The following is a 23,099-nucleotide window of genomic DNA, read 5'->3' on the forward strand; positions in this document are numbered from 1 at the left end:
GTGTTGACGATAGCACGGCCGGGATGTAGCGTGTTATCGTGAACATCAGCGCTCCTCCCGCCGTGCCGCTCGGCGCGGGCGTCGTCAAACGCTCCACGCGACTCGACGACGGCCGCGAGCTCATCTACTACGACGACCCCGAGACGACGCTCGGCCCCGAGCGAGCGGTCGACGCCCGCACCCTCGACCCGCGCCCCGAGACCGCGACGATGCGGCAGGACGTCCTGACGGGTGACTGGATCTCGATCGCCGCATCACGGCAGAACCGCGCCTTCCTGCCCCCGGCCGAGCTCGACCCGCTCGCCCCGCAGACACCCACCAACCCTTCCGAGATCCCGTCGCGCTACGACGTCGCCGTCTTCGAGAACAAGTCGCCGTCGTTCGGTCCCGCCCTCGCCGAGGCGTTCGGCGGCGCACCCGCGGCATCCGATCCTCCCCGCGGCATCGACGACCTCGCCCACCTCGGCCTCGGCCGCACCCGCACGAGCGTCGGACGCACCGAGGTCGTGTGCTTCTCTCCCGAGCACGCCGGATCGTTCGGCACCCAGACGGTCACCCGCGCCCGCACCGTCATCGAGGCGTGGGCCGACCGCACGGCCGCGCTCTCGACGCTCCCCGGCATCGAGCAGGTATTCCCGTTCGAGAACCGCGGCGAGGCGATCGGCGTCACCCTGCCGCATCCGCACGGGCAGATCTACGCCTACCCGTACATCACGCCCCGCACGACCCGCTTGCTCGACTCGATCGACCGCACGGCTCCCGACCTGTTCCAGCGCATCCTCGAGTTCGAGCAGGCCGGCCCGCGGGTCGTGCTCCGCGGCGAGCACTGGACGGCGTTCGTCCCGTTCGCCGCACGCTGGCCGATCGAGGTGCACCTGCTCCCCCACCGGCACGTCGCCGACTTCGCCGAGACGAACGACGCCGAGCGAGACGAACTCGCCCCGCTCTACCTGCGCCTGCTGCGCGGCATCGACGCGCTGTATGACACCCCGACGCCGTACATCGCCGCGTGGCACCAGGCTCCGGTCCGCCATGCGCGCGACACCGCGCGTCTGCACCTGCAGCTCACGAGCCCGCGCCGCGCCGCCGACAAGCTCAAGTTCCTCGCCGGTTCCGAGGCGGCCATGGGCGCCTGGATCGGCGACATCCCGCCCGAGACCGCGGCCGCGCGTATCCGCGAGGCCGTAGAAGGAGTGACCCTGTGACCGACACCGATCCGCGCACCGATGCGCGCGACCTCCTGACCTCGCTCGGCGCGACCGCGACGAGCGAGTGGTCGGCGCCCGGCCGCGTCAATCTCATCGGCGAGCACACCGACTACAACGACGGCTTCGTGTTCCCGTTCGCCACGCCCCACCGCACGCACGTGGCGCTCGCTACCCGCGACGACGGCCGGCTGCGCGTCATCTCGACGTTCGACACGGTGCCGGTCGAGGTGGCGATCGCCGACCTCGACGCGATCTTCCCGACCACGGGCGGCGAGCACGCCGTGCCCGAGTGGTCCGCATACCCGCTCGGCGTCGCCTGGGCATTGATCCAGGCCGCCGGCGCAGACCCGACCGCGCTGACCGGCGCCGATCTCGCGTTCGCGTCGAACGTGCCGGTCGGCGCAGGCCTGTCGTCGTCCGCGGCGATCGAGGGCGCCACCGCCTCAGCACTCAACGAGCTGTGGAACCTCGGACTCGACCCCGTCGCGCTCGCGCAGGTGGGCCGTCGCGCCGAGAACGAGGCCGTCGGCGCTCCCACCGGAATCATGGACCAGATGGCGTCGATGCTCGGCGAGCCGGATGCCGCCACCTTCCTCGACTGCCGTTCGCTCGAGACCGATGAGGTCGAGCTCGGCTTCGCCGCCGCGGGGCTCACGCTGCTGGTCATGGACACCAACGTCAAGCACGCGCACTCCACCGGAGGCTACGGCGAGCGCCGCGCGTCGTGCGAGAAGGGCGCGCGGGTCATGGGCGTCCCGATGCTGCGCGACCTGTCGGTCGGCGACCTCGACCGTGCCGCCGAGCTGCTCGACGACGTCACTTTCCGCCGGGTCCGCCACATCGTCACCGAGAACCAGCGTGTGCTCGACACGGTGCAGACCCTCCGGGAGCAGGGGCCACGAGCGATCGGGTCGCTGCTGGACGCCTCGCACGCCTCGATGCGCGACGACTTCGAGATCTCCGTCCCCGAACTCGACCTCGCCGTCGAGACCGCCCGCGCGGCCGGCGCCATCGGCGCGCGCATGACCGGCGGTGGCTTCGGCGGTGCGGCGATCGCACTCGTCGAGACCGCCGCCGGCGACGACGTAGCTGATGCCGTCGAGAAGGCGTTCGCTGCCGCCGGGTACGCGACCCCGACGATCTTCCCCGTCAGCCCGTCGGCCGGCGCGCGCCGCGACAGCTGACGCGACGAGACCACAAGAGGGGGATGCCGACACGGCATCCCCCTCTGCAGTCACGCGGCTTACTTGAAGGCGTCCTTGACGTCTTCGCCCGTCTTCTTCGCCTCGGCCTTGACCTGATCGGCCTTGCCCTCGGCTTCGAGCTTGTCGTTGTCTGTCGCCTTGCCGATGGCTTCCTTCGCCTTGCCGGCGATGTCCTGGGCGGCGTTCTTGATCTTGTCGTCGAGACCCATGATGGGCTCCTCTCTTTCGGTGGTGGCGCCCCGCGGGCGGGGCTGTGGACGTGCGCGATTCAGGACAGGCGGCGCTGGTCGTGCGCCAGCTTCGCGCGCAGCCCGGTGTGGATGGAGATGTAGGTCGTGAGCTGCTGACCCGTCAGCGTGCCGAGGTTGCCGACGAGACGTTCGACGGTCTCGGCCACGTGCAGCGGCGAGGCGTTCTGCCGCGGGGTCACGCTGACGTGCAGCACGGGCTGCTTCTTGATGTCGTTCGCGGTGACGCGGGCACTGAGGATCTCGTCGCGGTCGGCCAGCGCGTTCTTCAGCGCATCCGCCGCGAAGCCCTCCGCGACCGTGATGCGGCCGAGGTCGCTCTCCGCCCCGGTCGCCCGGAGCGCGGTCCGGCGGCGGCCGTGGATGCTGCGCACGACCAGCACGATCAGCAGCACGACCAGCAGCGCGAGCGCGGCGAGCACGCCGACGGCGAGCCAGGTGAGGCTCGTGCCCGCGATGACGGTGGCATCCCACGCCTGCTTCGCCCAGTCCTCGGCCCCGGATCCGACCGAGGTCCAGGTGTCGGCGGCCGCCGGCCACACCGCGCCGGCGATGATTCCGCCGCCGACGACGACGAGCACCAGTCCCAGGATCAGGAGGATCGTGCGGTTGACCGCGCGATTGGTGTTGTTCATGCGTTCTCCTCCTGTTCGCGGGGCCGCTCGATCCGCACCGCCGTGCGCAGCTTCGACGCGAGTCGATACGACTCCAGCTCCGCATCCGCGAGGGCGCGGACCTGCGTCTCGTCGACGGGGACTCCCACCGCAGGGGTGAGGGTCACGTCGACCGAGCGGTGTCCGACACCGACCCGCACCTGGTCGCGGGGCAGTCCGCTCTCGTCGCTGACCCGCTGCGCGATCGCCGAGGCGATCACGCCGTTGTCGGCGACGACGGCGCTCTCGCCGACGACGAGCTGGTGCTTCGACAGGCGGCCCGGGGCGACGGCGAGCACCACGAGGACCACGCCGAGCACCGCGATGACGGCGCCGATGGCGACGCTGACGCCGACCGGTACCTCCGTCGGGAGACCGACGACCCACCCGAAGGCAGCGGCGGGTCCGAGGAGAAGCGCCGGCTGAGCCGCGAGGTTCAGCACGATCTCCGTGCCGACGTAGATCAGCGCGAGGATGACGAGGACGACGGCGACGATCATCGCGACGGTGCGCGGCGAGTGCGTCTCACGTCGCACGACGCGGCGCAGCACGGGACTGCTCATCGGACTCTCCTCCTTGCGGGTGTCGTGGCACCGGTGACGGTGATGTCGACGCGGGTGACGGGTTTACCCAGCACGCGGCCGAGCTCTTCCTGCACGCGGTGCTGGGCCTCACGGGCGATGTCGACGACGACTCCGGCGGCTCGTACCGCTTCGGTGTCGTCGAGCGACGGGACGGGGAACGGCGCCTGGATGCGGACGGCCACCCCACCCCGGTGATCGGATGCCGTGACCGACACGCGGTCGACGTCCACTCCGATGACCTGGGATGCGATCTGTTCCGAGACCTTCCGCACCACGCGCTCGCGCACAACGACCCGTCCGGCGAGACCGGATGCCCCGCCGGCGGCGGCCGTGACGCCGCCACCGGGACGGATGGCCTCTGCAACGGTCATGACGAGGTGCGCCGACCTGTCAGCACGTCGGCCAGCCCGCGGACGTCGAGCTTGCCGGACGCGATGCGACCGACCGCCGCGCCGATCGCCATGAAGAGGGCGACGAGGAGGAATCCCCAGAAGCCGAACAACAGGGCGGCGGCGGCGAGGATGGCGCCGATCAGCGCACCCGAGACGGTGGCACTCATGCGACGCGCGACTCGGACTCGTTGTCGTCGTCGTCAGCGCCGGCGATGTGCACGTCGTTGACCTCGACGTTGACCTCGACGACCTCGAGGCCCACGAGACGGCTGATGGCACCGGCGACGGCGGCGCGGACGTTGTCGGCGACCTCCTGGATCGGCGCCGGGTACTCGACGACGATCGTGAGGTCGGCCGCGGCCTGGGTCTCGCCGACCTCCACCTTCACGCCCTGCGACAGGTCGGTGGCGTTGATGGCGTCGCGGATCGCACCGAAGGCGCGTGCTCCGCCGCCACCGAGCGCGTAGACACCGGCGACCTCACGCGCCGCGATGCCGGCGACCTTCGCCACGACGCCGTCGGCGATCGTCGTCTTGCCCGCGGCGTCGGTGTCGGCCGGGACGCGCGACGACGAGAACGTGCGGTCGACGCGCGAAGCCTGCGACGCGGCGGCCTGCGACTTCGTGGTCTCAGCAGCGGGGGCGGTGTTCTTCTGGTCCTCAGCCATGACGTTTCCTTATCTGTCTGCGTTGTCCGATGCAAGCTCTCGGCTCGTCATTCGGTGAGCGTTACGTTCGCTCTACAGATAAGAGGGCGGCTCATCCGGATTCGTCACAAAAAAGTTCGAGAAGTTTTCTAGGGGAACGATGCGAGCCGAAGACAGCGGGTCGGACACCGACCTGCAGGCCGCGCCCGACGGCATCCTGGCTGCCCGCGCGGCATCCGGCGACGCCGACGCGTTCGATGTCCTCCTCCACCGTCACTCCCGCCTCGTGCGCGCCTACGTGTACCGCATCGTCGGCACCCTCTCGGAGACGGACGACGTCGTGCAGGAGGCGTTCCTCACCGCGTGGCGGCAGCTGTCCACCCTGCGTGACCCGAACGCCGTGAAGGCGTGGCTCATGAAGATCGCGAGCCGCGAGGCGTACGCGCATCTCAGGAAGCGCCCCGACCATGACACACTGGACGGATTCGACAGAGCCGCGGAGGCGAGTCTCCTCCCCGAGGCGGCCGCCATCCGCAACGCACAGTTGCAAGCGCTCTCTCTTGCACTCGATGCGCTGCCGGAAGCCCAACGCCGCTGCTGGCTGCTCCGAGAAGTCGGGTCGCTCAGCTATACCGAGATCGCAGAAGAGATGAACCTCCCTCTCAGCACCGTTCGAGGAAACCTGTCCCGCGCCCGCGCCAGCATCACGATCCAGATGGCGGGGTGGCGTTGATGGATGCCGCCGACGTGACTCTCGAGTGCGGCAAGACGATCGACGAGATCAGTGACTACCTCGACAGCGGTCGCTCGCCGTACGACCCCGAGATCGAGACCTGTCCCGACTGTCTGAACGCCCTCGACGCGCTCGAGCGCGCGGGGCGGTTGTCACGCGAACTCATCGCGGCGGATGCCGCCGAGATGCCCGAGCCCTCGGAGAACTGGTTCCACGGTGTGATGGACGCCGTGCGGGCCGAGCTGCGGGCCGGGCGCTCGATCCCGCTCTCGCATCCCGATCCTCGGGTCTCGATGACCGTCACCGAGGGAGCCGTGCAAGCGCTCATCCGCGCCAGCGGCGACGCGATCGACGGCGTCTTCATCGGCCATTCGCGCATCGTCGGCGACGTCGAGGTGCCCGATGCGCCGATCGCCGTCGACATCACCGCGTCGGTCGCCTGGGGCGAGTCGCTGCCGACCGCCGCCGGAGCGGTCCGCCGAGCGGTGTCCGAGGCGCTCGCCCAGCACACCGAGCTGAACATCACCGCCGTCGACGTCACCGTCGAAGACCTCCACCGTCCCTTCCCGCCCAAGGACATCGCATGATCGAGCCCGTCTCCGTCGTCGGCCCGTCGGCTCCGCGCCCCCTCGTCGAGGTGCCCGGGGTCAGCGCCGTGCACGATCCGCGCCCGCCGCTGACCCGCGTGCTCGGAGCGGCGGCCACGGCGCTCCGCCGAGAAGCGGCGGCTCCGACGAACGACATCCTCGTCTCGGCCGACGGCGAGGTGGTGACCGCGGCAGCCGCCATCTCCGTCGCCGCATCCGCGCGCACTCCCGAGGTGGCCCGCGCCGTCGCCGACGAACTCCGCGTGCAGTATCCGACCGTCGACCGGATCACGGTGCAGGTCCGCCGCATTGCCTGACCCGCAGCCGCCTCACCGAGGCGCCGCCGAGTCCGCTAGCTTCGGATCGTGACAGCGAGCGTCTCGGCATCCCTCTCCAGCGGTGAGGTGCGCGGCACGCGTCGCCCCGACGGCACTCTCGCGTTCCTCGGCATCCCATACGCGAAGGCCCCGACCGGCACGCTGCGGTTCGCCGAGCCCGCGCCCGTCGAGCCGTGGGACGGCGTCCGCGACGCGACCGCCTACGGACCGACGCCGCAGCGCGGGAACGACGCCGACACCCTCATCCCCGAGCCGTCGATCCCGGGCGACGACACCCTGTCGGTCAACGTCTTCGCGCCCGACTCGCCCGCGCGGGCGGGCGGCGCACGGCATCCGGTGCTCGTCTACATCCACGGCGGAGCCTTCGTGCAGGGTTCGCCCGCGAGCCCCTGGTACGACGGCGGCTCGTTCGCGCGGGCGGGCATCGTCGTGGTGACGGTCTCGTACCGGCTGGGCTTCGACGGCTTCGGCCTCCTTCCCGGAGCCCCGACGAACCGCGCGGTGCGCGACTGGATCGCCGCCCTCGAATGGGTGCGGGCGAACGTGTCCGCCTTCGGCGGGGATCCGGATGATGTCACGATCGCCGGGCAGTCCGCGGGCGGCGGCGCGGTGCTCACCCTGCTCGGGATGCCGGATGCTCAACACCTGTTCCGCCGTGTGCTGGCGATCTCGGCGGCCCTGACGAACGTGCCGCCCGCCCGGGCCGCGACGGCGACAGGCCGGCTCGCCGCGCGCCTCGGCATCGCCCCGACACGCGAGGCGTTCGCCGGCGTCGACGAGCTCACGGTGCTCACGGCGCAGCAAGCTCTCGAGTCGGAGCGGCACGGCAGCATCATCGCCTCGGTGCGCTCGCGGCTCGCCGAAGGGCTCACGTGGGGTCCGGTCGTCGACGGCGAGCTCATCCCGCGCCCCACCCTCGACGCACTCGCGGCCGGCGTCGGCGCGGACAAGACGCTCGTGCTCGGCACCACCGACGACGAGTTCACGATGATCACCGACGGGGTCGCCGGCCCGTTGCGTTTCGTCCCGCCGGCGCTCGCGCTGGCCGCCCTCGGGGTCGGCCACGCGATGCGCTGGCGCTACATCCGCGACAACCGCGCGCAGCGACGACTCGGCACCGCCGCGTTCCTCGGCCGTTACGCCACCGACCGCATCTTCCGCGACACCGTGCCGCTCGTCGCCCGGGCACGAAGCGGCTCGCCGACGTGGGCCTACCGGTTCAGCTGGCCCTCCCCGACCAAGCGCTGGGCGCTGCACTGCCTCGATGTGCCGTTCTGGTGGGACGTCCTCGACGCCGACGGCGTCGCGAGGCTCGCGGGGCCGCACCCGCCGCAGGAGCTGGCCGATGCGATGCACGGCGCCGCCGTGTCGTTCGTGCGGACCGGCGACCCGGGCTGGCCGCGATGGACGCCGGACGAGCGGGCGACCCGCATGTTCGGCGCCGCGCCGTCGGTGCCGACGGTCGCGGCCGACGGCTACGCGTCGGTGCGGGCGCTCGTCGACTGACGGGGTACGGGTGAGAGCAAAAGACGATGCGTGAGAGCTCCGCCGCCTCCGCGGCCCGCGAACTCGTGGAGTCCGGGCGCGGATTCGACGCCGCGCTGATCGAGCGCGCCGCCTTCGCCGACGAACCGGCGGTCCAGGATCTGCTGGACGCGTCGGACGAAGAGCGCCGCCGCCCGGTCGGCCGCGGGTCGATGTTCCGCTCACTGGGCGTCGCACTGCTGGAGTTCCTGCCGATCATCGCCGCCGGGGTCGTCGTGATCCCCGCCCGAACGGCATCCGACCTGACCGTGCCGACCCTCGTCGCCGCTGCGCTGGCGATCGTGGCGGCGGCATCGCGTCCGGTGCTGTGGCGGCAGCTGGCGAGCGGGCGCGCCGAGGCGAACGGTTCCCAGCTGTCCATCAATGCCATCTCGGTGCTCTTCGCCGCGTTCGCGATCCTCATCGTCGCGCTGCGCTCCGATGACGCCGGTGCCCCCGGCCTCACCATCGGCGCCTTCGCCGTGCAGGGCATCGCGTCCGCCGTCACCGTCGCCACCATCGTCCGAGCCGGGCGTCGCGGCGGAGGGTCTTCGACTCCGCGCACGGGAGTCGAGGCCCTGCGCGCCGCCGTCGGCGCGCTGCCGGCCGCGCGACAGGAGCGGGCACGGGAAGACATCGCCACCGCATTGCGCGTGGCGGTCGACGGCGGCATCCTGAGCGAATCGGATGCCGCCATCCTGACGCGAGCGCCGCTCGGCGGTCTCACCCGAGCCCACTGGGCCCTGTCGCAGACGCGCCGCTGACGACGCCGCGGCTCAGGGAACGCGCTTGAGCCAGGCGTCCGTCGCGAACTTGGACTCGACGAGCGCTTCGGCCTCGGCGTACTCCTCGTCGGAGATCGTGCCGGGCACGGCGCCGTAGCGCTTCGAGAACACCTCGATGAACCGCTCGATGATCGCGTCGCGAGGCAGACCCGTCTGGCTGCGCAGCGGGTCGACGCGCTTGGCGGCCGAGACGGTTCCCTTGTCGCTGAGCTTTTCGCGGCCGATGCGCAGCACCTCGGTGAGGACCTGACCATCCATGTCGTACGACAGGGTGGCGTGGTGGAGCACCCCGCCGTTCGCGAGACGCTTCTGCGCGGCGCCGCCGATCTTGCCCGACGGTGAGGCGATGTCGTTGAGCGGCTGATACGTCGCCTCGATGCCGAGTGAGCGGAGGGCCTCGAGCACCCAATCGTCGAGGAAGGCGTACGAGTCGGCGAAGGTCAGCCCCGCAACGAGGGATGCCGGCACGTACAGCGAGTACGTCACGATCGAGTTCGCCGCCATCATCATCGCTCCCCCGCCGGAGATGCGGCGCACGACGTCGAACCCGTGCTTCGCGGCACCCTCGGGGTCGACCTCGTTGCGGTACGACTGGAACGACCCGATCACGACGGCCGATTCGTTCCACTCCCAGATGCGCAGGGTGGGGTTCCGCCGGCCGTCGCCGACGCGGGTGGTCAGCACCTCGTCGAGCGCGAGGTTCATGCTGGGCGACACGGCTCGGTCGTGGACGACCTCCCAGTCGAACTCGCGCCAGCCCGGGGCCGTGATCATGGCGCGCCGCACCGCAGTGCCCACCGACTCGGGCGTGAAGCCGAGCAGCTGGGCGCCGTCGGGCAGCGCCGAACGGACGGCGGCGGCAATGGTGGCGACATCAGACTCCTCGGGCAGGCCCGTCACTGCCGCATCGATGTCGGCGAGCGCGTCGTCGGGCTCGAGGAAGAAGTCGCCCGCCAGGTGGAAATCGGCGATGCGGCCGTCGCGCACCTCGAGGTCGACGACGACCAGCTTTCCTCCGGGGACCTTGTATTCGCCGTGCATGCGTCCAGCCTAGGACCGGGCGGAGGATCGGTCGCCCGACGGATGCCGTTACACCTCGCGACGGACGACGGCGCGGGCCCCGCTCGGAAAAGTGGATGACATGAACCCCACCATCGATTCCGCCCCCGTCCTCGAAGCCCGCGGGCTCGTGAAGCGCTACGGGGCGCTCACCGCGCTCGACCGCGTCGACCTGACCGTGCGCGCCGGCGAGGCCGTCGCGATCATGGGCGCCTCGGGGTCGGGCAAGACGACGCTTCTGCACTGCCTCGCCGCAATCATCTCGCCCGATGCCGGCTCCGTCCGCCTCGCCGCTCCCGGCGCCCCGGCGCAGGAGCTCGTCGGCATGCCCGACGCCGACCGCTCCGCCGTACGTCGCAGCAGCCTCGGCTTCGTCTTCCAGGACCACCTGCTGCTGCCCGAGCTCACCGCCGTCGAGAACGCCGCCCTTCCGCTGCTCCTCGTCGGCACGGCGCGAGCTGCTGCCGAAGCGCACGCCGCCGCCTGGCTCGGCGCCCTGGGCCTCGCCGGCATGGAGACCCGGCGCATCGGCGAGCTCTCCGGCGGGCAGGCGCAGCGCGTCGCCATCGCGCGCGCCCAGGTGACCGGAGCCCCCGTGGTGTTCGCCGACGAGCCGACCGGCGCCCTCGACTCCACCACCTCCGCGGAGGTCCTCGATGCGCTGCTGCACGCCACCACCGGCCAGGGCCGCAGCCTCGTCGTCGTGACCCACGATGCGGAGGTCGCGCGCCGCTGCGACCGCGTCCTCCGGATGCGCGACGGACGCATCGTCGATTCGTCCGTCGCGCCCGCGCGTGGGGCCGCAGCCGCCGAGGTGACCCGATGAGCGTCGTCGTCGCGACCGGTTCGCTCCCGCAGCCTCCGACCCCGCTGGCCCGAGCGACGGAGACACCGGGCAGTGTGCGCCGCGTCGCGGCTCTCACGGTCCTGCTCTCCCGGCCGGCGCGGCAAGGGTCTGCGGCCATCGTCCTGCCACTGGTCGCCTTCGCGGTGACGACGATGCTCATGCTGATCGTCGCGGGCGGCACCCGCATGTTCCTCACCGACCCGCGCACGGGCCAGATGGCTTTCCTCTACGGCGTGCTCAGCGTCCTCGCGCTCATCCTTCTCGCCGTTCCGACAGCAACCCTCGGGGCTGCCGCCGCGCGCCTGTCGAGCCGGCGCCGCAACGACCGGCTCTCGACGCTGCGCCTCCTCGGCGCCACCAACACCGAGGTCGGAGCGATGGCTGTGGGTGAGGCATCCGCCGTCGCGTTCGCGGGAGCACTGGTCGGCGCCGCCGCCTACGGCATCGCCCTGCCGCTGGTCGGGCTGCTCCCCTTCTTCGGTGGCCCCGTCGGTGCCGCCGCCGTGTGGGCCGGATGGCCGATCGTCCTGGCCGTCATCCTGGGCGTCGGGCTCATCGCGACGGTGAGCGCGGCAGCGAGCCTGCGACGCGTGCGGCTCACCCCACTGGGCGTGCGCCGCCGCACCGAGGCGCCGCCGCGACGCACCCGCACCCTCGTGATCTCCGGGATCGCGATCGTCGCCGTCGGCACGATCGTGGCCCAGTTCAGCAGCGTGAGCGCGGTCCTCGCCCCCGCAGCGTCGATCGCCCTCCTGCTGGCTCTGTTCGCCGGGGCCCTCGCTCTGGTGAACCTCATCGGTACGCCCATCGTCGCCGCACGCGGCCGCTCGATGGCACGCCGCGCCCGGACGGCTGCTCAGCTCATCGCAGGCCGGGAGCTCGCCGCACATGCCCCCACCGCCTGGCGTCGAGTCTCGAGCATCGCGATGATCTCGTTCATCGCCGTCGTGGGGGGCAGCGGCATCGCGCTCACCGAGATCGCCGGCGACGAGCCTGGAATGACGCTGTTCGCCGACATCCGCACCGGCGTCCTCGTCACCCTCGGGGCGGGCTTCGTCCTGCTCGCCGCCTCGGTGGGCGTCAGTCAGGCGGCGTCGGTGCTCGACGACCGCGAGCTCATCGTGGGCCTCGACCGGCTCGGCATGGAGCCCGCGGAACTCGCTCGGGCACGTCGCATCACGGTGATGCTGCCCCTGCGCTGGGCTGCCGCCGGCGGAGCGGTCGTCGGCGTGGCGCTGGCTCTCCCGGTCGTGGGGATCAGCCTGGTCGTCGCGCCGCTGACGATGGCCGTCATCGCGGCGACCTTCGTCGCGGGCTTCGGGGCGGTCGCGCTGGCGCTCCTCGCGTCACGCCCGCTCGTCACGGCAATCCGACGCGGTCCCGCCGGGTGACACCGACGCTGCTTGCCGCGATTCAGTCCCGCGGGAAGCGGGCGTCGAGCCAGGCGAGCAGATCGGCCTGCACGTCACCCCGGACCGCCTCGTTGAAGATCTCGTGACGAGCACCGGGGTAGACGAGCGTCGTCACATCCGTCAGGCCCGATCGCGTGCGGTAGGCGTCGGCGAGGCGATGGACGCTGCGAGGCCCGCCGACGGTGTCGTCCCGGCCGACCATGAGCAGCACCGGGACGTCGACACCGAGGTCGCGTCGGGGTCGGCCGATGAGCTTGAGCGTCTCGACCGGCCCGAACAGGCGGGGCAGCGCGGTCGTCGTCGTGAGCGGGTCGTCCAGGAAGCTCTGCTGGACGGCGGCATCCGTGCTCAGCCACTCGACGCCGTTCGCGCCGGGCGCCTTCCACGGCGCGTTCAGGTCGCCCGAGTTGAGCGATCCGGGCCAGCGCAGCGCCGACCCCGACAGCACGAGTGCCGCGTATGCCTCGGGCCGGTCGTCGAACAGCATCTGCGCGAGGAATGATCCCCACGAGTGGCCGAGGAGCACGATCGGCGCCCCGGGATGGTCGCGCTCGATGATGCGGGTCAGCTCGGCGCAGGCGTCGCGCGCGGCATGCAGCCCTCCCCGACCGAGCTTGCCGAGCTTGCTCGGATCACCGTGCTGCCGGATGCCGGTGCGGCCATGACCCCGGTGGTCATCGGCGTAGACGGTGAAGCCCGCTGCGGTGAGGATCCCGGCGAGTTCGGCATACCGGCCCGCGTGCTCGCCGACACCGTGCAGCAGCTGCACGACGGCCCGCTGCTCGCCATGCGCGGGATGGATGTCGTAGACGATCGCGACCCCGTGCGCGTCGATGAACTCGGGCATGCGGCGAGTCTACGTTTCCGGCCGTCGCATTCCGGACACCACAGACCGTTAGCAAAACTAATGAGCTAAGCTAAACATCACAGATGAGCACCTCTTCCCCCGCTTCCGCCCCACCGACCGCCATCGATCTCGCGCACGACGCGACCGACCTCCGCATGGCGACCTTCCGCCTCGCACGGCGGCTCCGCGCGCAGCGTGCCGTCGATTCGATGAGCGACGGGCAGTACGCCGTGCTCGCGAACCTGCACGTGCACGGTCCGCACACGCTCGGCGAGCTGGCCGACCGCGAGCGCGTATCGGCACCGTCGATGAACCGCACCGTCAACCACCTCGAAGAGCTCGGGTACCTGACCCGGACACCCGACGACGGCGACCGCCGCAAGGTGAACATCGCCCTCACCGACGAGGGCCGCACCGTCGTGATCGAGACGACCCGCCGTCGCGACTCCTGGCTCGAGCACGCGCTGGAAGAGCTCGAACCGGCGGACCGTGAGACTCTCGCGGCCGCCGCCGTCATCATGCGGGCGGTGGCCGACCGATGAGCTCCGCGATGTTCCGCTCCTTCTCGGTGTTCAACTACCGGGTGTGGTTCTTCGGCGCCCTCGTGTCGAACGTCGGCGCGTGGATGCAGGCCACAGCGCTCAGCTGGGTCGTCCTCACCGGCCTCACCGACAACGACGCGGGAGCGATGGGCGTCACGATGGCGCTGCAGTTCGCCCCGCCGCTCCTGCTCGTGGGCGTCACCGGGTGGGTCGCCGACCGTTTCGACCGGCGCCGTCTGCTCGTGGTCACGCAGAGCTCGCTCATGCTCGTCGGGCTGGTCATCGGCACGCTGCTGCTCACGGGCGTCATGACGCTCCCGCTCATGTACGTCTTCGCGTTCACGCTCGGCATGATCTCGGCCTTCGACAATCCGGCGCGCCAGGCGTTCGTCTCCGACATCGTCGCGCGCGAGATCGCGGCCAATGCGGTCGCGCTCAACGCGGCATCCTTCAACGGAGCGCGCATGATCGGCCCCGCTGCCGCGGGAATCGTCATCGTCGCGGTCGGCACCGGCTGGGTGTTCTTCATCAACGCGGCGACGTTCCTCGCGATGATCGTGGCGCTGTTCCTCATCCGACCCGGCGAGCTCATCCCGCGGGTCACCTCTCCCGGCGCGGCGCGCCTCGCCGACGGCTTCCGGTACGTGCGCGGGCGCCCCGACCTCATGGTGACGTTCGCGATGGTGTTCCTCCTCGGCGCCTTCGGTATGAACTTCCCGATCTTCGCCTCGACGATGGCGATCGAGTTCGGACGCGATGCCGACGGGTACGGCCTCCTCAGCTCGATCCTGGCGATCGGATCGCTCGCGGGCGCCCTGATGGCAGCACGTCGCGATCGCGCCCGCATCCGCGTCGTGATCTTCGGCGCCGGACTCTTCGCGCTCGCCGCAGCGGTGTCGGCCTTCATGCCGGACTACTGGCTGTACGCAGTGACCCTGATGTTCACCGGGTTCGCGGTCGTGACCACCCTCACGACGGCCAACGGGTACGTGCAGACCACGACCGACCCGGCGCTGCGCGGCCGCGTGCTCGCGCTGTACATGGCGATCCTCATGGGCGGCACGCCCATCGGCGCGCCGATCGTCGGGTGGGTCGCCGACCAGTTCGGGCCGCGCGCGGCCATCGGCCTCGGTGCCGTCGCCGCCTTCGTCGCGTTCGGGGTCGGGGTGACGTGGATGCTCGTCTCCGGACGCGTGCACCGCTCGAGCTCGCGCCGGTTCGCCCTCTCGCTCGACGAGACGCGTCCGATCTCGGTCGTCGCCCCGGAGGAGTTCAGCGACGAGGTCGCGGGCACGACGCCCATCTCCCTGCCCGACGCCACGTCCGACCGCCCCCGCCGCTCCCGCTGACGCCCGCGCCCGCGCCCGCGCCCGCGCCCGATACATCTGTCGGATGGGTGGGGCTGGTGAGCATTCGCACGGCCTCACCGGCCCCACCCGTCACTCCGGCCCTTCGGATGTATCGGGGCCTCGCGTCCGAGCGGGACGCCTCAGCACATCCGGGCGAAGTAGGGCACGTCGTAGGTGGCGTGGTAGCCGACACCGTCGACCCACTGATACGCCGTGACGGTCGCCGACCCGGGCACGAGCGAGTCGCGGCCCGAGTCGAAGAGCCGGTACGCCGCGTCGGCCGCCGCGACCTTCCGCTGCGCGTGCTCGCCGCCGACCGCGGCCAGCCGCACGTCGACCGGCGCCCCCGCCTGATTCGCGGCATGGACCGCGACGTGCACCGCTCCGTTGACGCACTGCGACCGCGCGCTGACTCGGAGTGGCACCGGCTGCCCCTCTCGCACTGTGGCCGTCGCCGACGGCTGCGACTGCGCCGCCGAGCCGAAGGTGCCCGCAGGCGTGACGGTCGCGGTCCACTCCCCCGGCGGGACCGTCGCGAACCGCGCAGAGCGAGCCTCGGTCCCGACCTGCTGCTCGATCATGTCGCCCGCCTCCGAGCCGAGGATGACGGTGAAGCCGGTGACCTCGGCGCCGGCATCCGTCGTCTTCCAAGTGACGTTGACGCCGGTCGAGTCCACCCCGATGCCGGGCGTCGCGACGGGCGCGGGAGCGGGCCGCAGCGGCACACCGGCGAAGTCCATGCCCGAGGCGAGGTGGAAACCGGTGTAGCTCGGCTGGTTGTAGGTCGTCTGCTGACGGGCGACCTCGGCGCGGTACTGCGGATCGTGCATGAGCGTGTACAGCTTGTGCTCGGTCACCTCGGTCGAGACGTACACCCGCAGCGCCGACGAGTCGGCCGTGCGCACGACCAGCTCTTCGCGCCAGTCTCCCAGCACGTCGGCGACGAGCCCGGGGTTGCCCTTCGTGCCGTTGTTGGCGAGGGTTCCGGATGCCGTCAGTACGGTGCCGCGCGCCCAGTCGTCGATCGTCGGGGTGACGTCACCGCTGCCGTTCACGATCTGCGTCGTGAGGTCGCCGCCCCAGCGGATCGAGGCGTTGGTGCCGGGCGTCGCCGCCGAGAGCACCTCGCCCTGGGCGGTCAGCAGGCCCGAGGCATCCGTTCCGCCGGGCATGCTCGACCAGACCTCCATGCCGGGCACATCGGGGCGGACGTCGCCGATCATCCCGCGCCCGGTGTCACGGCCCGAGTAGGCGCCGAAGATGACCTCGCCGGTGGCGGCATCCCGCAGTGCCGTACCGGACGGCGCGTACGCTCCGCCCTCGTGCACGGTGAAGATCTCCAGGCCCGGGCGGGACGGGTCGATGTCGGCGACGTGCATCGCGTCGCCGTGACCGAGGCGCGCCATCTCGCCCGGCGTCGCCGATCCCTCGGGCATCTCGGCGAACGAGCTGTAGAGCAGGCTGCCGTCGTCGTCGAGCGTCGCCGATCCGTAGACGATCTCGTGGCGGCCGTCTCCGTCGACATCCGCCGCCGACAGACTGTGGAAGCCCTGCGTCGTGATCGAGCCGTACACGGGATCGGTGCCGTCGACCCCGTGGGGACCGTCGTTGAACGGGTTGGTCATCGGGGCATGCCCACTGTCGACGAACCACCGTTTCGAGAGGTTCTCGCCGTCCCAGTCGTAGGTCGCGATCGTCGTGCGGGTGTAGTAACCGCGAGCGAACACCGCCGACGGGCGCTCACCGTCGAGATAGGCGACGCCCGCCAGGAACCGGTCGACCCGGTTGCCGGGCTCGATGCGCGACATCGCGTAGTCGCCCCACAGCAGGCCGTCGTCGCCGCGGTCCGGCTCGTAGCGCACGGTCTGCAGTTCGGCTCCGCTCTCGCCGTCGAAGACGGTGAGGTACTCGGGCCCGTCGAGGATGAAGCCCTCGAAGTTCCGCAGGACGTTGCGGGCGCTGCGGCTCGGCGCGTACACGTCGATGAAGTGATCGACGAGGGCGCGGGCGTCGGCATCCGACAGCGGGTAGTCGTAGCGCGGCTCGATGCCGAAGGCCTCTTCCAGGGTGGCCGGCCACTGGCCCGAGACGACTTCGTCGCGCGTCGACCATCCGCGGAACATCTCATCGAGGTGGTCGGCGTAGTCGGCGGCGCTCATGCGGTAGTCATCGGTGTGGGCGTAGCCCGCCGCGACATCCTCGTCCGGCATCGTGACGTACTGCTCCGAGGCCACCGAGCCGTCGTCGGCGTAGGTGATCGACTTCGTCCCGGGCGCGGTCTTGAGCATCGTCTCCGACCGGCCGTCACCGTCGAAGTCGTAGACGAGGAACTGCGTGTAGTGCGCGCCGGCACGGATGTTCGGACCGAGGTCGAGCCGGTTCAGCAGGCGCCCCTCGAGGCTGTAGGTGTCGATGTAGACCCCGCCGGTGTACCCGACCTGCGAGACATCCTTGGAGTTCGAGGGATCCCACTTCACGATGAACTCGTAGCGCCCGTCACCGTCGACGTCACCGACGGAGACGTCGTTGGCCGAGTAGGTGTACTCCTCGCCCGCCGGGGTCACGCCGCCTTCGGGCCGCTGCAGCGCGATGTCGAGGAAGCCGGCATCCATCGCGATCGCGGCCTCGCTCGCCGCCGCCTCGACGCCCGCCGTGACCGGCGCCACGCGATAGACGGATGCCGCCGTCCCGGCGTCGTCGCGGTAGTTCGTGCTGTCGGTGACGGTGGCGATCGGAACGTCGTCGCGGTAGACGACGAAGTCGGTGCCCGTGAGGCCGGTCTCGCCGGCACCGCTGGCCTCGCCCGCGAGCAGACGCCAGCTGAGGAAGACGCCCTCGTCCGTCGGCACGGCGACCAGGCCGCGATCGAGGGTCTCGAGCCGCGGTATCGGCGCGGACGGCGGCGCCTCGACCCCTGCCGCGGGAAGCGTTGCGACGCCCCCGACCGTGAGGGTCGCCGTGGCGAGCGTGCCCGCGGCGAGGCCGGCGAGCAGCGAGGAGCGGAGTCTGTTCTTCATTGAATGGATCCCATCGGAATGCGCTTTCCTGCGTTCCGATGAGCCTAGGCGCACCTCCCCCGCGCGCCGATGAGTCTTCTCTCATCCGGGCCGCGCGGCGGGTACCCGATGGTGCCGAGGTCCCACTTGGGCCGGTAAAGCGGCGCGCAGAACCGGCCGAACGGGGACCTCGCGGGGCGACGGCGCCTCGCGCGGCGACGGTGCCTCGAGGGGCGACAGGATGCCGCGGTCAGCCGGTCGACTCGCGGACGACGAGCTCGGGGCGGAAGCGCACGCGGCGCTCGTGCTCGCCGGCGGGATCGTCGAGGCCGCGCAGCAGGAGGTCGACGGCGCGGTATCCGATCTCGTGGGCGGGCTGGCGGATCGAGCTGAGCGGCACTACGGTGGCGGACGCGAAGTCGATGTCGTCGTAGCCGATGAGCGCGACCTCCTCGGGCACGCGAAGCTGCCCGAGGACCGCGAAGGCCTGCAGCACTCCGACGGCGAGCAGGTCGTTCGCCGCGAACACGGCATCGACGCGGTCCTCTCCGCGGCGGTCGCGCAGCTGCTCGCCGGCAGCACGGCCGTGCAGCACCGACAGGGCGGGCACGGCGAGCTCTTCCAGGTGGGCACCGGCGACTTCGGCCACCGCGCGCCGCGCACCCTCGAGACGATCGGCGACCTGACGGATCGACACCGGCCCGCGGACGAACGCGATGCGCCGACGCCCGCGGGCCAACAGGTGCGACACGGCGAGATAGCCGCCCTCGACGTCGTCGACCGACACCGAGGCGAAGACGTCGTCGGGCACCTCGCGGTCGACGAGGACGACCGGGACCCCCGCCGCCTGCAGCCCACGCAACCGGTCCAGGTCGTCGCTCGCGGGGGTCACGAGCACGCCGTTGACGCGCTGCTCGCGGAAGAGGTCGAGATACGCCGACTCGCGCTCGGGCTTCTCGTCGCTCGTGCTGAGCAGGACCGCCATGCCGCTCTCGGCAGCACGCTCCTCCGCGCCCCGCGCGACCTCGGCGAAGAACGGGTTGCCGATGTCGAGCACCACGAGGCCGATCGACCGGCTGCGTCCGGCCCGCAGCTGTCGGGCCGCATCGTTGCGGACGAACCCCAGATCCGCGATGGCCTGCTGCACGCGCGCGACCATCTCCGGCGACACGCGCGTCGGGTTGTTGAGGACGTTCGAGACGGTCCCCACCGAAACGGATGCCGCGACCGCGACATCCCGCACGCTCACTGCCATGCACACCACCGTAGCGCGAGCACGACGGCAACGGCAGGATGTGGGTAAGCGCTTGCCGTTTGTGCCCGCGCGCACAACCCGCTACGCTCGTGAAACGATTCACACCAGCTCACCAAGGAGCCTCGACGATGAGTGCATCTACCCACCGGGTCTGCTTCTCGCTGCAGATCCATCCGGATCTGCTCGACGAGTACGTCGCCCGACACACCCCCGTATGGCCCGAGATGCTGGCGGAGATCGCCGCGTCCGGCCGCCGCAACTACTCCCTGTTCCTCGGTGAGGGCGGCCGGTTGATCGGCTACTACGAGGTCGACGACGACGCCGCGGCTCAGGCGTACCTCGCCGCGTCGCCCGTCGCAGCCCGCTGGGAAGCCGAGATGGCCCGCTTCTTCGTCGGACTCGAGGGGCGTCCCGATCAGGCCGCCACGCCCCTCACCGAGGTCTTCAACCTGCACGACCAACTCGCGGCGACCGTCACCGGCACGGCGACCGCCACAGGCACGGCCCCGACGACATCCACCGAAACCTCCGACGAAAGCGACGACGCATCGTGAGCACCCTCTCCCCCGACCACTTCGCCCTGCTCGAGCGCCAGGGCATCGAGCTGCCCAGCTGGGCGTTCGGCAACTCCGGCACCCGTTTCCGGGTGTTCCCCACGGCCGGCACGCCGCGCGATCCGTTCGAGAAGATCGCGGATGCCGCCGAGGTGAACCGCGTCACCGGGCTCGCCCCGGCCGTCGCGCTGCACATCCCGTGGGATAAGGTCGACGACTTCGGTGCCCTGCGCCGCCACGCCGAGGATCTGGGCGTTGCGCTCGGCACGATCAACTCGAACACGTTCCAGGACGAGGACTACAAGTTCGGGGCGCTGACCCACGAGGATGACGCGATCCGCCGCAAGGCCATCGACCACCACCTCGAGTGCATCGACGTCATGGATGCCACGGGCTCCCGCGACCTGAAGATCTGGCTGGCCGAGGGGTCGAACTACCCCGGGCAGAACGACATGCGCGCGCGTCAGGACCGCCTGGCCGATTCGTTGCAGCGGATCTACGACCGCCTGTCGGGCGAGCAGCGCCTGGTGCTGGAGTACAAGTTCTTCGAGCCGTCGTTCTACCACACCGACGTCCCCGACTGGGGGACGAGCTACGTGCAGGTGGCGGCGCTCGGCGAGCGCGCGATGGTGTGCCTCGACACCGGCCACCACGCTCCCGGCACCAACATCGAGTTCATCGTCATGCAGCTGCTGCGCCTCGGCAAGCTCGGCTCGTTCGACTTCAACTCCCGCTTCTACGCCGACGACGACCTCATCGTGGGCGCGGCCGACCCGTTCCAGCTGTTCCGCATCCTCGTCGAGGTGCTGCGCGGCGGCGGCTTCGACAACCCCGATGTCGTCTTCATGCTCGACCAGTGCCACAACATCGAGGCGAAGATCCCGGGCCAGATCCGCTCGGTGCTCAACGTCCAGGAGATGACCGCCCGCGCGCTGCTCATCGACGCCGACGCCCTGGCCGCCGCCCGCACCGCGAACGACGTCCTCGGGGCGCAGGCGGTGTTCATGGACGCGTTCTACACCGACGTCCGCCCGGCCCTGGCCGAGTGGCGCGAGTCGCGGGGTCTTCCCGCCGACCCGATGGCCGCGTACGCGGCATCCGGCTACCAGGAGAAGATCGAAGCCGACCGCGTCGGCGGCACCCAGGCCGGGTGGGGCGCATGAGCACGACCCGCACCCGCCGCCCGCTGAGCGCCTGGAAGGCGACGATCGCCGTCGCCATGTCGAACTACATCGAGGCCGGCGCGATCATCGCGCTCGCCACGAGTCTGACGCTGTGGCAGGAGGCCTTCGGCTTCGACGACGGGGTCGTCGGCATCGTGGCCGCCCTGTCGGCCAACGCCTTCGGCGCCGCGATCGGTGCCGCGATCGGCGGTCCCCTCTGCGACCGCCTGGGCCGCAAGTTCATCTACACCTACGACCTGATCGTGTTCATGCTCGGAGCTCTGGCCGTCACGTTCGCGCCGAACCTCGGGGTCCTGCTCGTCGGCGTCATCCTCATGGGCATCGCGGTCGGCGCGGGCGTTCCGGCGTCGTGGACCTACATCGCCGAGGAGGCACCCAACGAGCACCGTGCCGCACACGTGGGCACGGCGCAACTCGCCTGGTCCATCGGCCCGGCGGTCGGGTTCCTGCTCGCGGTCATCGTCGGCCCGCTGGGTCTGCTCGGCTCGCGCCTGATCTTCTTCCACCTCTTCGTCATCGCCGCCGTGACGTGGTGGGTGCGCCGCGGACTCCCCGAGTCGCGCCGGTGGAAGAGCCAGCGCGAGGCCGCGCTCGTCGCGGGCGAACGCCCGTCGTTCTTCTCCGGCATCGTGGGCCTGCTCAAGGAACCGAAGAACTGGGGCGCCCTCGCCTTCCTCATCGGCGTCTACGGCCTCTGGAACACCGTCGCGGGCCAGGCCGGCATCTTCCAGCCGCGTGTGTACGACGCCGCGGGCCTCCACGACCCGATGCAGCAGAACCTGCTGCAGGTGCTCGTCTGGAGCCTCACGGCAGCCGCGACCTTCTTCGGCTTCATGCGCTTCGGCGACCGGGTGCGCCGCAAGTGGCTGTACCTCGGCGGTGCGGCGCTCGGCGTCGTGGCGTGGGCGGTGCTGATCTACGCTCCCCCGGGGCTGTTCTCGCTGCTGTTCTTCGCCGTCGCGTGGGGTATCTCCGCCGGCGTCGGGGCGCAGGCGTTCTACGGTCTGTGGACTGCCGAGCTGTTCGCCACCCGCTACCGCGCGAGCGCGCAGGGCGTGCTCTTCATGCTCGCCCGGGTCATGGTCGGACTCCTGAGCCTCGTCTTCCCCGTCCTGCTGTCGGGACTGGGACTCGCCGGACTGGGCGTGATCATCCTCGGGCTGCTCGTCGCCGCGCTGCTGATCGGAACCATCTGGGCGCCGAACACCGAGGGCAAGTCACTCGAGGACATCGAGCTCGAGCGCTACGGCCGGCATGTCCCGACTCCCGCGGAAGAGCGGGTCGTCCGGTGAGCGCCGCCTCCCCGGCCGCGCCCTCGCCCACGTCCGAGGCGGGCGGGCTCATCCGGCTCTACCGCGCGGCCGAGCCCGACGGCACCGGCATGGTATGGATGCACGGCGGCGGCTTCGCGTTCGGCGACCTCGACATGCCCGAAGCGGATGCCGTCGCTCGCGGGCTCGCCGCGGCGGGGACGACGGTCTTCTCCGTCGACTACCGCCTCGCCCCGGTGCCGCCCGCGTGGGACGGCGCCGACCAGCAGACGGACGACCGCAGCGGCAACCGCTACCCGGCGGCATCCGACGACGTCCTGCGGGCTTGGCAGTGGGCGGCGTCTCACGCCGAGGAGCTCGGTGTGACGCGCCTGGCGATCGGCGGCGCGAGCGCGGGCGCGAACCTCGCGACGGGCGCGACTCTGCGCCTGCTCGGCGAGGGCGGCATCCTGCCCCGCCTCGTCGTGCTGGCCTATCCCACCCTCCTCGCGGTGCAGCCCGCCCCCGGCCCCGCGCTGCGCGCCGCTCTCGCCGCGCACCCCGAGCACGACCGGTTCGGGGCCGACGTCGTCCGTGAGATGTACGAGAACTACCTCGGCCACTCGGTGATCGGCGCGCCGATCGCGGCCGTTCCGGGCCTCGCGTCGACCGACGAGCTGCGCGGCTTCCCGCCGACGCTCATGATCAACAGCGAGATCGACGAACTGAGCGTCTCGGGCGACGTGTTCGCCGCGACGCTGCGGGCCGCCGGCGGCGATGTCGACGTCGTCGTCGAGCCGGGCACCGATCACGGCCACCTCAACCGGCCCGAGCATCCGGGTTTCGCCGCATCGATGGCACGCATCGTGCAGCGATTCGCTGCCCTCGCCGCATCCTGACC

25 protein-coding genes are annotated in these 23,099 nt (G+C 71.2%); 15 read left to right on the forward strand and 10 right to left on the reverse strand.

What is annotated here, in order from left to right:
• Positions 1 to 44 precede the first annotated feature (44 nt).
• Both galT and galK read left to right on the forward strand, forming a co-directional pair.
• A complete protein-coding gene (gene galT / locus ABIC53_RS10215) occupies positions 45 to 1,205 on the forward strand; it encodes a galactose-1-phosphate uridylyltransferase (RefSeq protein WP_114589247.1) in 1,161 nt (386 codons plus the stop codon).
• A complete protein-coding gene (gene galK / locus ABIC53_RS10220) occupies positions 1,202 to 2,392 on the forward strand; it encodes a galactokinase (protein ID WP_502915521.1) in 1,191 nt (396 codons plus the stop codon). The genes galT and galK overlap by 4 nt, the downstream gene beginning before the upstream one ends.
• 59 nt (positions 2,393 to 2,451) lie before the next feature.
• On the opposite strand, the gene ABIC53_RS10225 is transcribed toward galK, so the two are convergent.
• Genes ABIC53_RS10225 through ABIC53_RS10250 form a run of 6 tightly spaced genes read right to left on the reverse strand, consistent with a single transcriptional unit; the run spans position 2,452 to position 4,957 of the window.
• Positions 2,452 to 2,622 carry a CsbD family protein gene (locus ABIC53_RS10225; protein WP_023952533.1) on the reverse strand — a complete coding sequence of 57 codons (171 nt, stop codon included), beginning with the start codon at positions 2,620 to 2,622 and terminating at the stop codon, positions 2,452 to 2,454.
• A 59-nt stretch (positions 2,623 to 2,681) separates the two neighbouring features.
• Complete coding sequence (locus ABIC53_RS10230; RefSeq protein ID WP_354451339.1) at positions 2,682 to 3,296, reverse strand: hypothetical protein; 615 nt, start codon at positions 3,294 to 3,296, stop codon at positions 2,682 to 2,684.
• Entirely contained in the window at positions 3,293 to 3,877 is a 585-nt protein-coding gene (locus tag ABIC53_RS10235) for a DNA/RNA endonuclease G (RefSeq protein ID WP_354451341.1), read from the reverse strand. The genes ABIC53_RS10230 and ABIC53_RS10235 overlap by 4 nt, the downstream gene beginning before the upstream one ends.
• Entirely contained in the window at positions 3,874 to 4,269 is a 396-nt protein-coding gene (locus tag ABIC53_RS10240; protein ID WP_323987189.1) for a hypothetical protein, read from the reverse strand. Before ABIC53_RS10240 ends, ABIC53_RS10235 begins: the two co-directional genes overlap by 4 nt.
• Positions 4,266 to 4,457: a DUF2273 domain-containing protein gene (locus ABIC53_RS10245; protein ID WP_023952539.1), complete on the reverse strand. Its 192-nt coding sequence runs from the start codon at positions 4,455 to 4,457 to the stop codon at positions 4,266 to 4,268. The genes ABIC53_RS10240 and ABIC53_RS10245 overlap by 4 nt, the downstream gene beginning before the upstream one ends.
• On the reverse strand, positions 4,454 to 4,957 hold the full coding sequence (locus tag ABIC53_RS10250) for an Asp23/Gls24 family envelope stress response protein (protein WP_354451342.1): 504 nt from the start codon (positions 4,955 to 4,957) through the stop codon (positions 4,454 to 4,456). Before ABIC53_RS10250 ends, ABIC53_RS10245 begins: the two co-directional genes overlap by 4 nt.
• A 139-nt stretch (positions 4,958 to 5,096) precedes the next feature.
• On the opposite strand from ABIC53_RS10250, the gene ABIC53_RS10255 reads away from it, so the two are divergent.
• From ABIC53_RS10255 to ABIC53_RS10275, 5 genes are read left to right on the forward strand one after another with little or no spacing between them, the layout of a single operon-like run.
• Positions 5,097 to 5,669 carry an RNA polymerase sigma factor gene (locus ABIC53_RS10255; protein WP_282502011.1) on the forward strand — a complete coding sequence of 191 codons (573 nt, stop codon included), beginning with the start codon at positions 5,097 to 5,099 and terminating at the stop codon, positions 5,667 to 5,669.
• Positions 5,669 to 6,256, forward strand: a complete 588-nt coding sequence (locus ABIC53_RS10260; RefSeq protein WP_354452208.1) for an Asp23/Gls24 family envelope stress response protein — start codon at positions 5,669 to 5,671, stop codon at positions 6,254 to 6,256. The genes ABIC53_RS10255 and ABIC53_RS10260 overlap by 1 nt, the downstream gene beginning before the upstream one ends.
• Complete coding sequence (locus ABIC53_RS10265; RefSeq protein WP_282502009.1) at positions 6,253 to 6,573, forward strand: hypothetical protein; 321 nt, start codon at positions 6,253 to 6,255, stop codon at positions 6,571 to 6,573. Before ABIC53_RS10260 ends, ABIC53_RS10265 begins: the two co-directional genes overlap by 4 nt.
• A 48-nt stretch (positions 6,574 to 6,621) precedes the next feature.
• The gene (locus ABIC53_RS10270; RefSeq protein WP_354451344.1) at positions 6,622 to 8,100 is read left to right on the forward strand and encodes a carboxylesterase/lipase family protein; all 1,479 of its coding nucleotides are present in this window, start codon (positions 6,622 to 6,624) and stop codon (positions 8,098 to 8,100) included.
• A gap of 26 nt (positions 8,101 to 8,126) precedes the next feature.
• Positions 8,127 to 8,882 (forward strand): hypothetical protein, encoded by a 756-nt coding sequence (locus ABIC53_RS10275; protein ID WP_354451346.1) that lies wholly within the window; start codon positions 8,127 to 8,129, stop codon positions 8,880 to 8,882.
• A 12-nt stretch (positions 8,883 to 8,894) separates the two neighbouring features.
• On the opposite strand, the gene lplAB is transcribed toward ABIC53_RS10275, so the two are convergent.
• Positions 8,895 to 9,944 (reverse strand): lipoate-protein ligase LplAB, encoded by a 1,050-nt coding sequence (gene lplAB, locus ABIC53_RS10280; protein WP_023952552.1) that lies wholly within the window; start codon positions 9,942 to 9,944, stop codon positions 8,895 to 8,897.
• Between the two features lie 100 nt (positions 9,945 to 10,044).
• Between lplAB and ABIC53_RS10285 the strand changes: the two genes are divergently transcribed.
• Together ABIC53_RS10285 and ABIC53_RS10290 are read left to right on the forward strand one after the other, a co-directional pair.
• The gene (locus ABIC53_RS10285) at positions 10,045 to 10,788 is read left to right on the forward strand and encodes an ABC transporter ATP-binding protein (protein ID WP_354451348.1); all 744 of its coding nucleotides are present in this window, start codon (positions 10,045 to 10,047) and stop codon (positions 10,786 to 10,788) included.
• Positions 10,785 to 12,200 (forward strand): FtsX-like permease family protein, encoded by a 1,416-nt coding sequence (locus tag ABIC53_RS10290; RefSeq protein ID WP_114589116.1) that lies wholly within the window; start codon positions 10,785 to 10,787, stop codon positions 12,198 to 12,200. The genes ABIC53_RS10285 and ABIC53_RS10290 overlap by 4 nt, the downstream gene beginning before the upstream one ends.
• 22 nt (positions 12,201 to 12,222) lie before the next feature.
• Here ABIC53_RS10290 and ABIC53_RS10295 read toward each other — a convergent pair whose 3' ends face one another.
• A complete protein-coding gene (locus tag ABIC53_RS10295; RefSeq protein ID WP_274178307.1) occupies positions 12,223 to 13,068 on the reverse strand; it encodes an alpha/beta fold hydrolase in 846 nt (281 codons plus the stop codon).
• Between the two features lie 83 nt (positions 13,069 to 13,151).
• Here ABIC53_RS10295 and ABIC53_RS10300 point away from each other — a divergent pair, with 83 nt between their 5' ends.
• The gene (locus ABIC53_RS10300; protein WP_112616303.1) at positions 13,152 to 13,610 is read left to right on the forward strand and encodes a MarR family winged helix-turn-helix transcriptional regulator; all 459 of its coding nucleotides are present in this window, start codon (positions 13,152 to 13,154) and stop codon (positions 13,608 to 13,610) included.
• An 8-nt stretch (positions 13,611 to 13,618) separates the two neighbouring features.
• Positions 13,619 to 14,959 (forward strand): MFS transporter, encoded by a 1,341-nt coding sequence (locus ABIC53_RS10305; protein ID WP_274178306.1) that lies wholly within the window; start codon positions 13,619 to 13,621, stop codon positions 14,957 to 14,959.
• A 140-nt stretch (positions 14,960 to 15,099) separates the two neighbouring features.
• Here the strand turns inward: ABIC53_RS10305 and ABIC53_RS10310 are convergent, their stop codons facing one another.
• Positions 15,100 to 17,976, reverse strand: coding sequence for a rhamnogalacturonan lyase (locus ABIC53_RS10310; protein ID WP_354451352.1), 2,877 nt, complete (start codon positions 17,974 to 17,976; stop codon positions 15,100 to 15,102).
• A gap of 229 nt (positions 17,977 to 18,205) precedes the next feature.
• Positions 18,206 to 19,210, reverse strand: a complete 1,005-nt coding sequence (locus ABIC53_RS10315; protein WP_354451354.1) for a LacI family DNA-binding transcriptional regulator — start codon at positions 19,208 to 19,210, stop codon at positions 18,206 to 18,208.
• Positions 19,211 to 19,338: 128 nt separating this feature from the next.
• Between ABIC53_RS10315 and ABIC53_RS10320 the strand changes: the two genes are divergently transcribed.
• From ABIC53_RS10320 to ABIC53_RS10335, 4 genes are read left to right on the forward strand one after another with little or no spacing between them, the layout of a single operon-like run.
• Positions 19,339 to 19,764, forward strand: a complete 426-nt coding sequence (locus tag ABIC53_RS10320; protein ID WP_354451356.1) for an L-rhamnose mutarotase — start codon at positions 19,339 to 19,341, stop codon at positions 19,762 to 19,764.
• On the forward strand, positions 19,761 to 20,927 hold the full coding sequence (gene rhaI, locus ABIC53_RS10325) for an L-rhamnose isomerase (protein ID WP_269267134.1): 1,167 nt from the start codon (positions 19,761 to 19,763) through the stop codon (positions 20,925 to 20,927). Before ABIC53_RS10320 ends, rhaI begins: the two co-directional genes overlap by 4 nt.
• Positions 20,924 to 22,240 carry an MFS transporter gene (locus tag ABIC53_RS10330; protein WP_354451358.1) on the forward strand — a complete coding sequence of 439 codons (1,317 nt, stop codon included), beginning with the start codon at positions 20,924 to 20,926 and terminating at the stop codon, positions 22,238 to 22,240. The genes rhaI and ABIC53_RS10330 overlap by 4 nt, the downstream gene beginning before the upstream one ends.
• Positions 22,237 to 23,097, forward strand: a complete 861-nt coding sequence (locus ABIC53_RS10335; protein ID WP_354451360.1) for an alpha/beta hydrolase fold domain-containing protein — start codon at positions 22,237 to 22,239, stop codon at positions 23,095 to 23,097. The genes ABIC53_RS10330 and ABIC53_RS10335 overlap by 4 nt, the downstream gene beginning before the upstream one ends.
• Positions 23,098 to 23,099: the final 2 nt, after the last annotated feature.

It is taken from the genome of Microbacterium sp. 1262, assembly GCF_040544895.1.
GTDB lineage: Bacteria > Actinomycetota > Actinomycetes > Actinomycetales > Microbacteriaceae > Microbacterium > Microbacterium plantarum.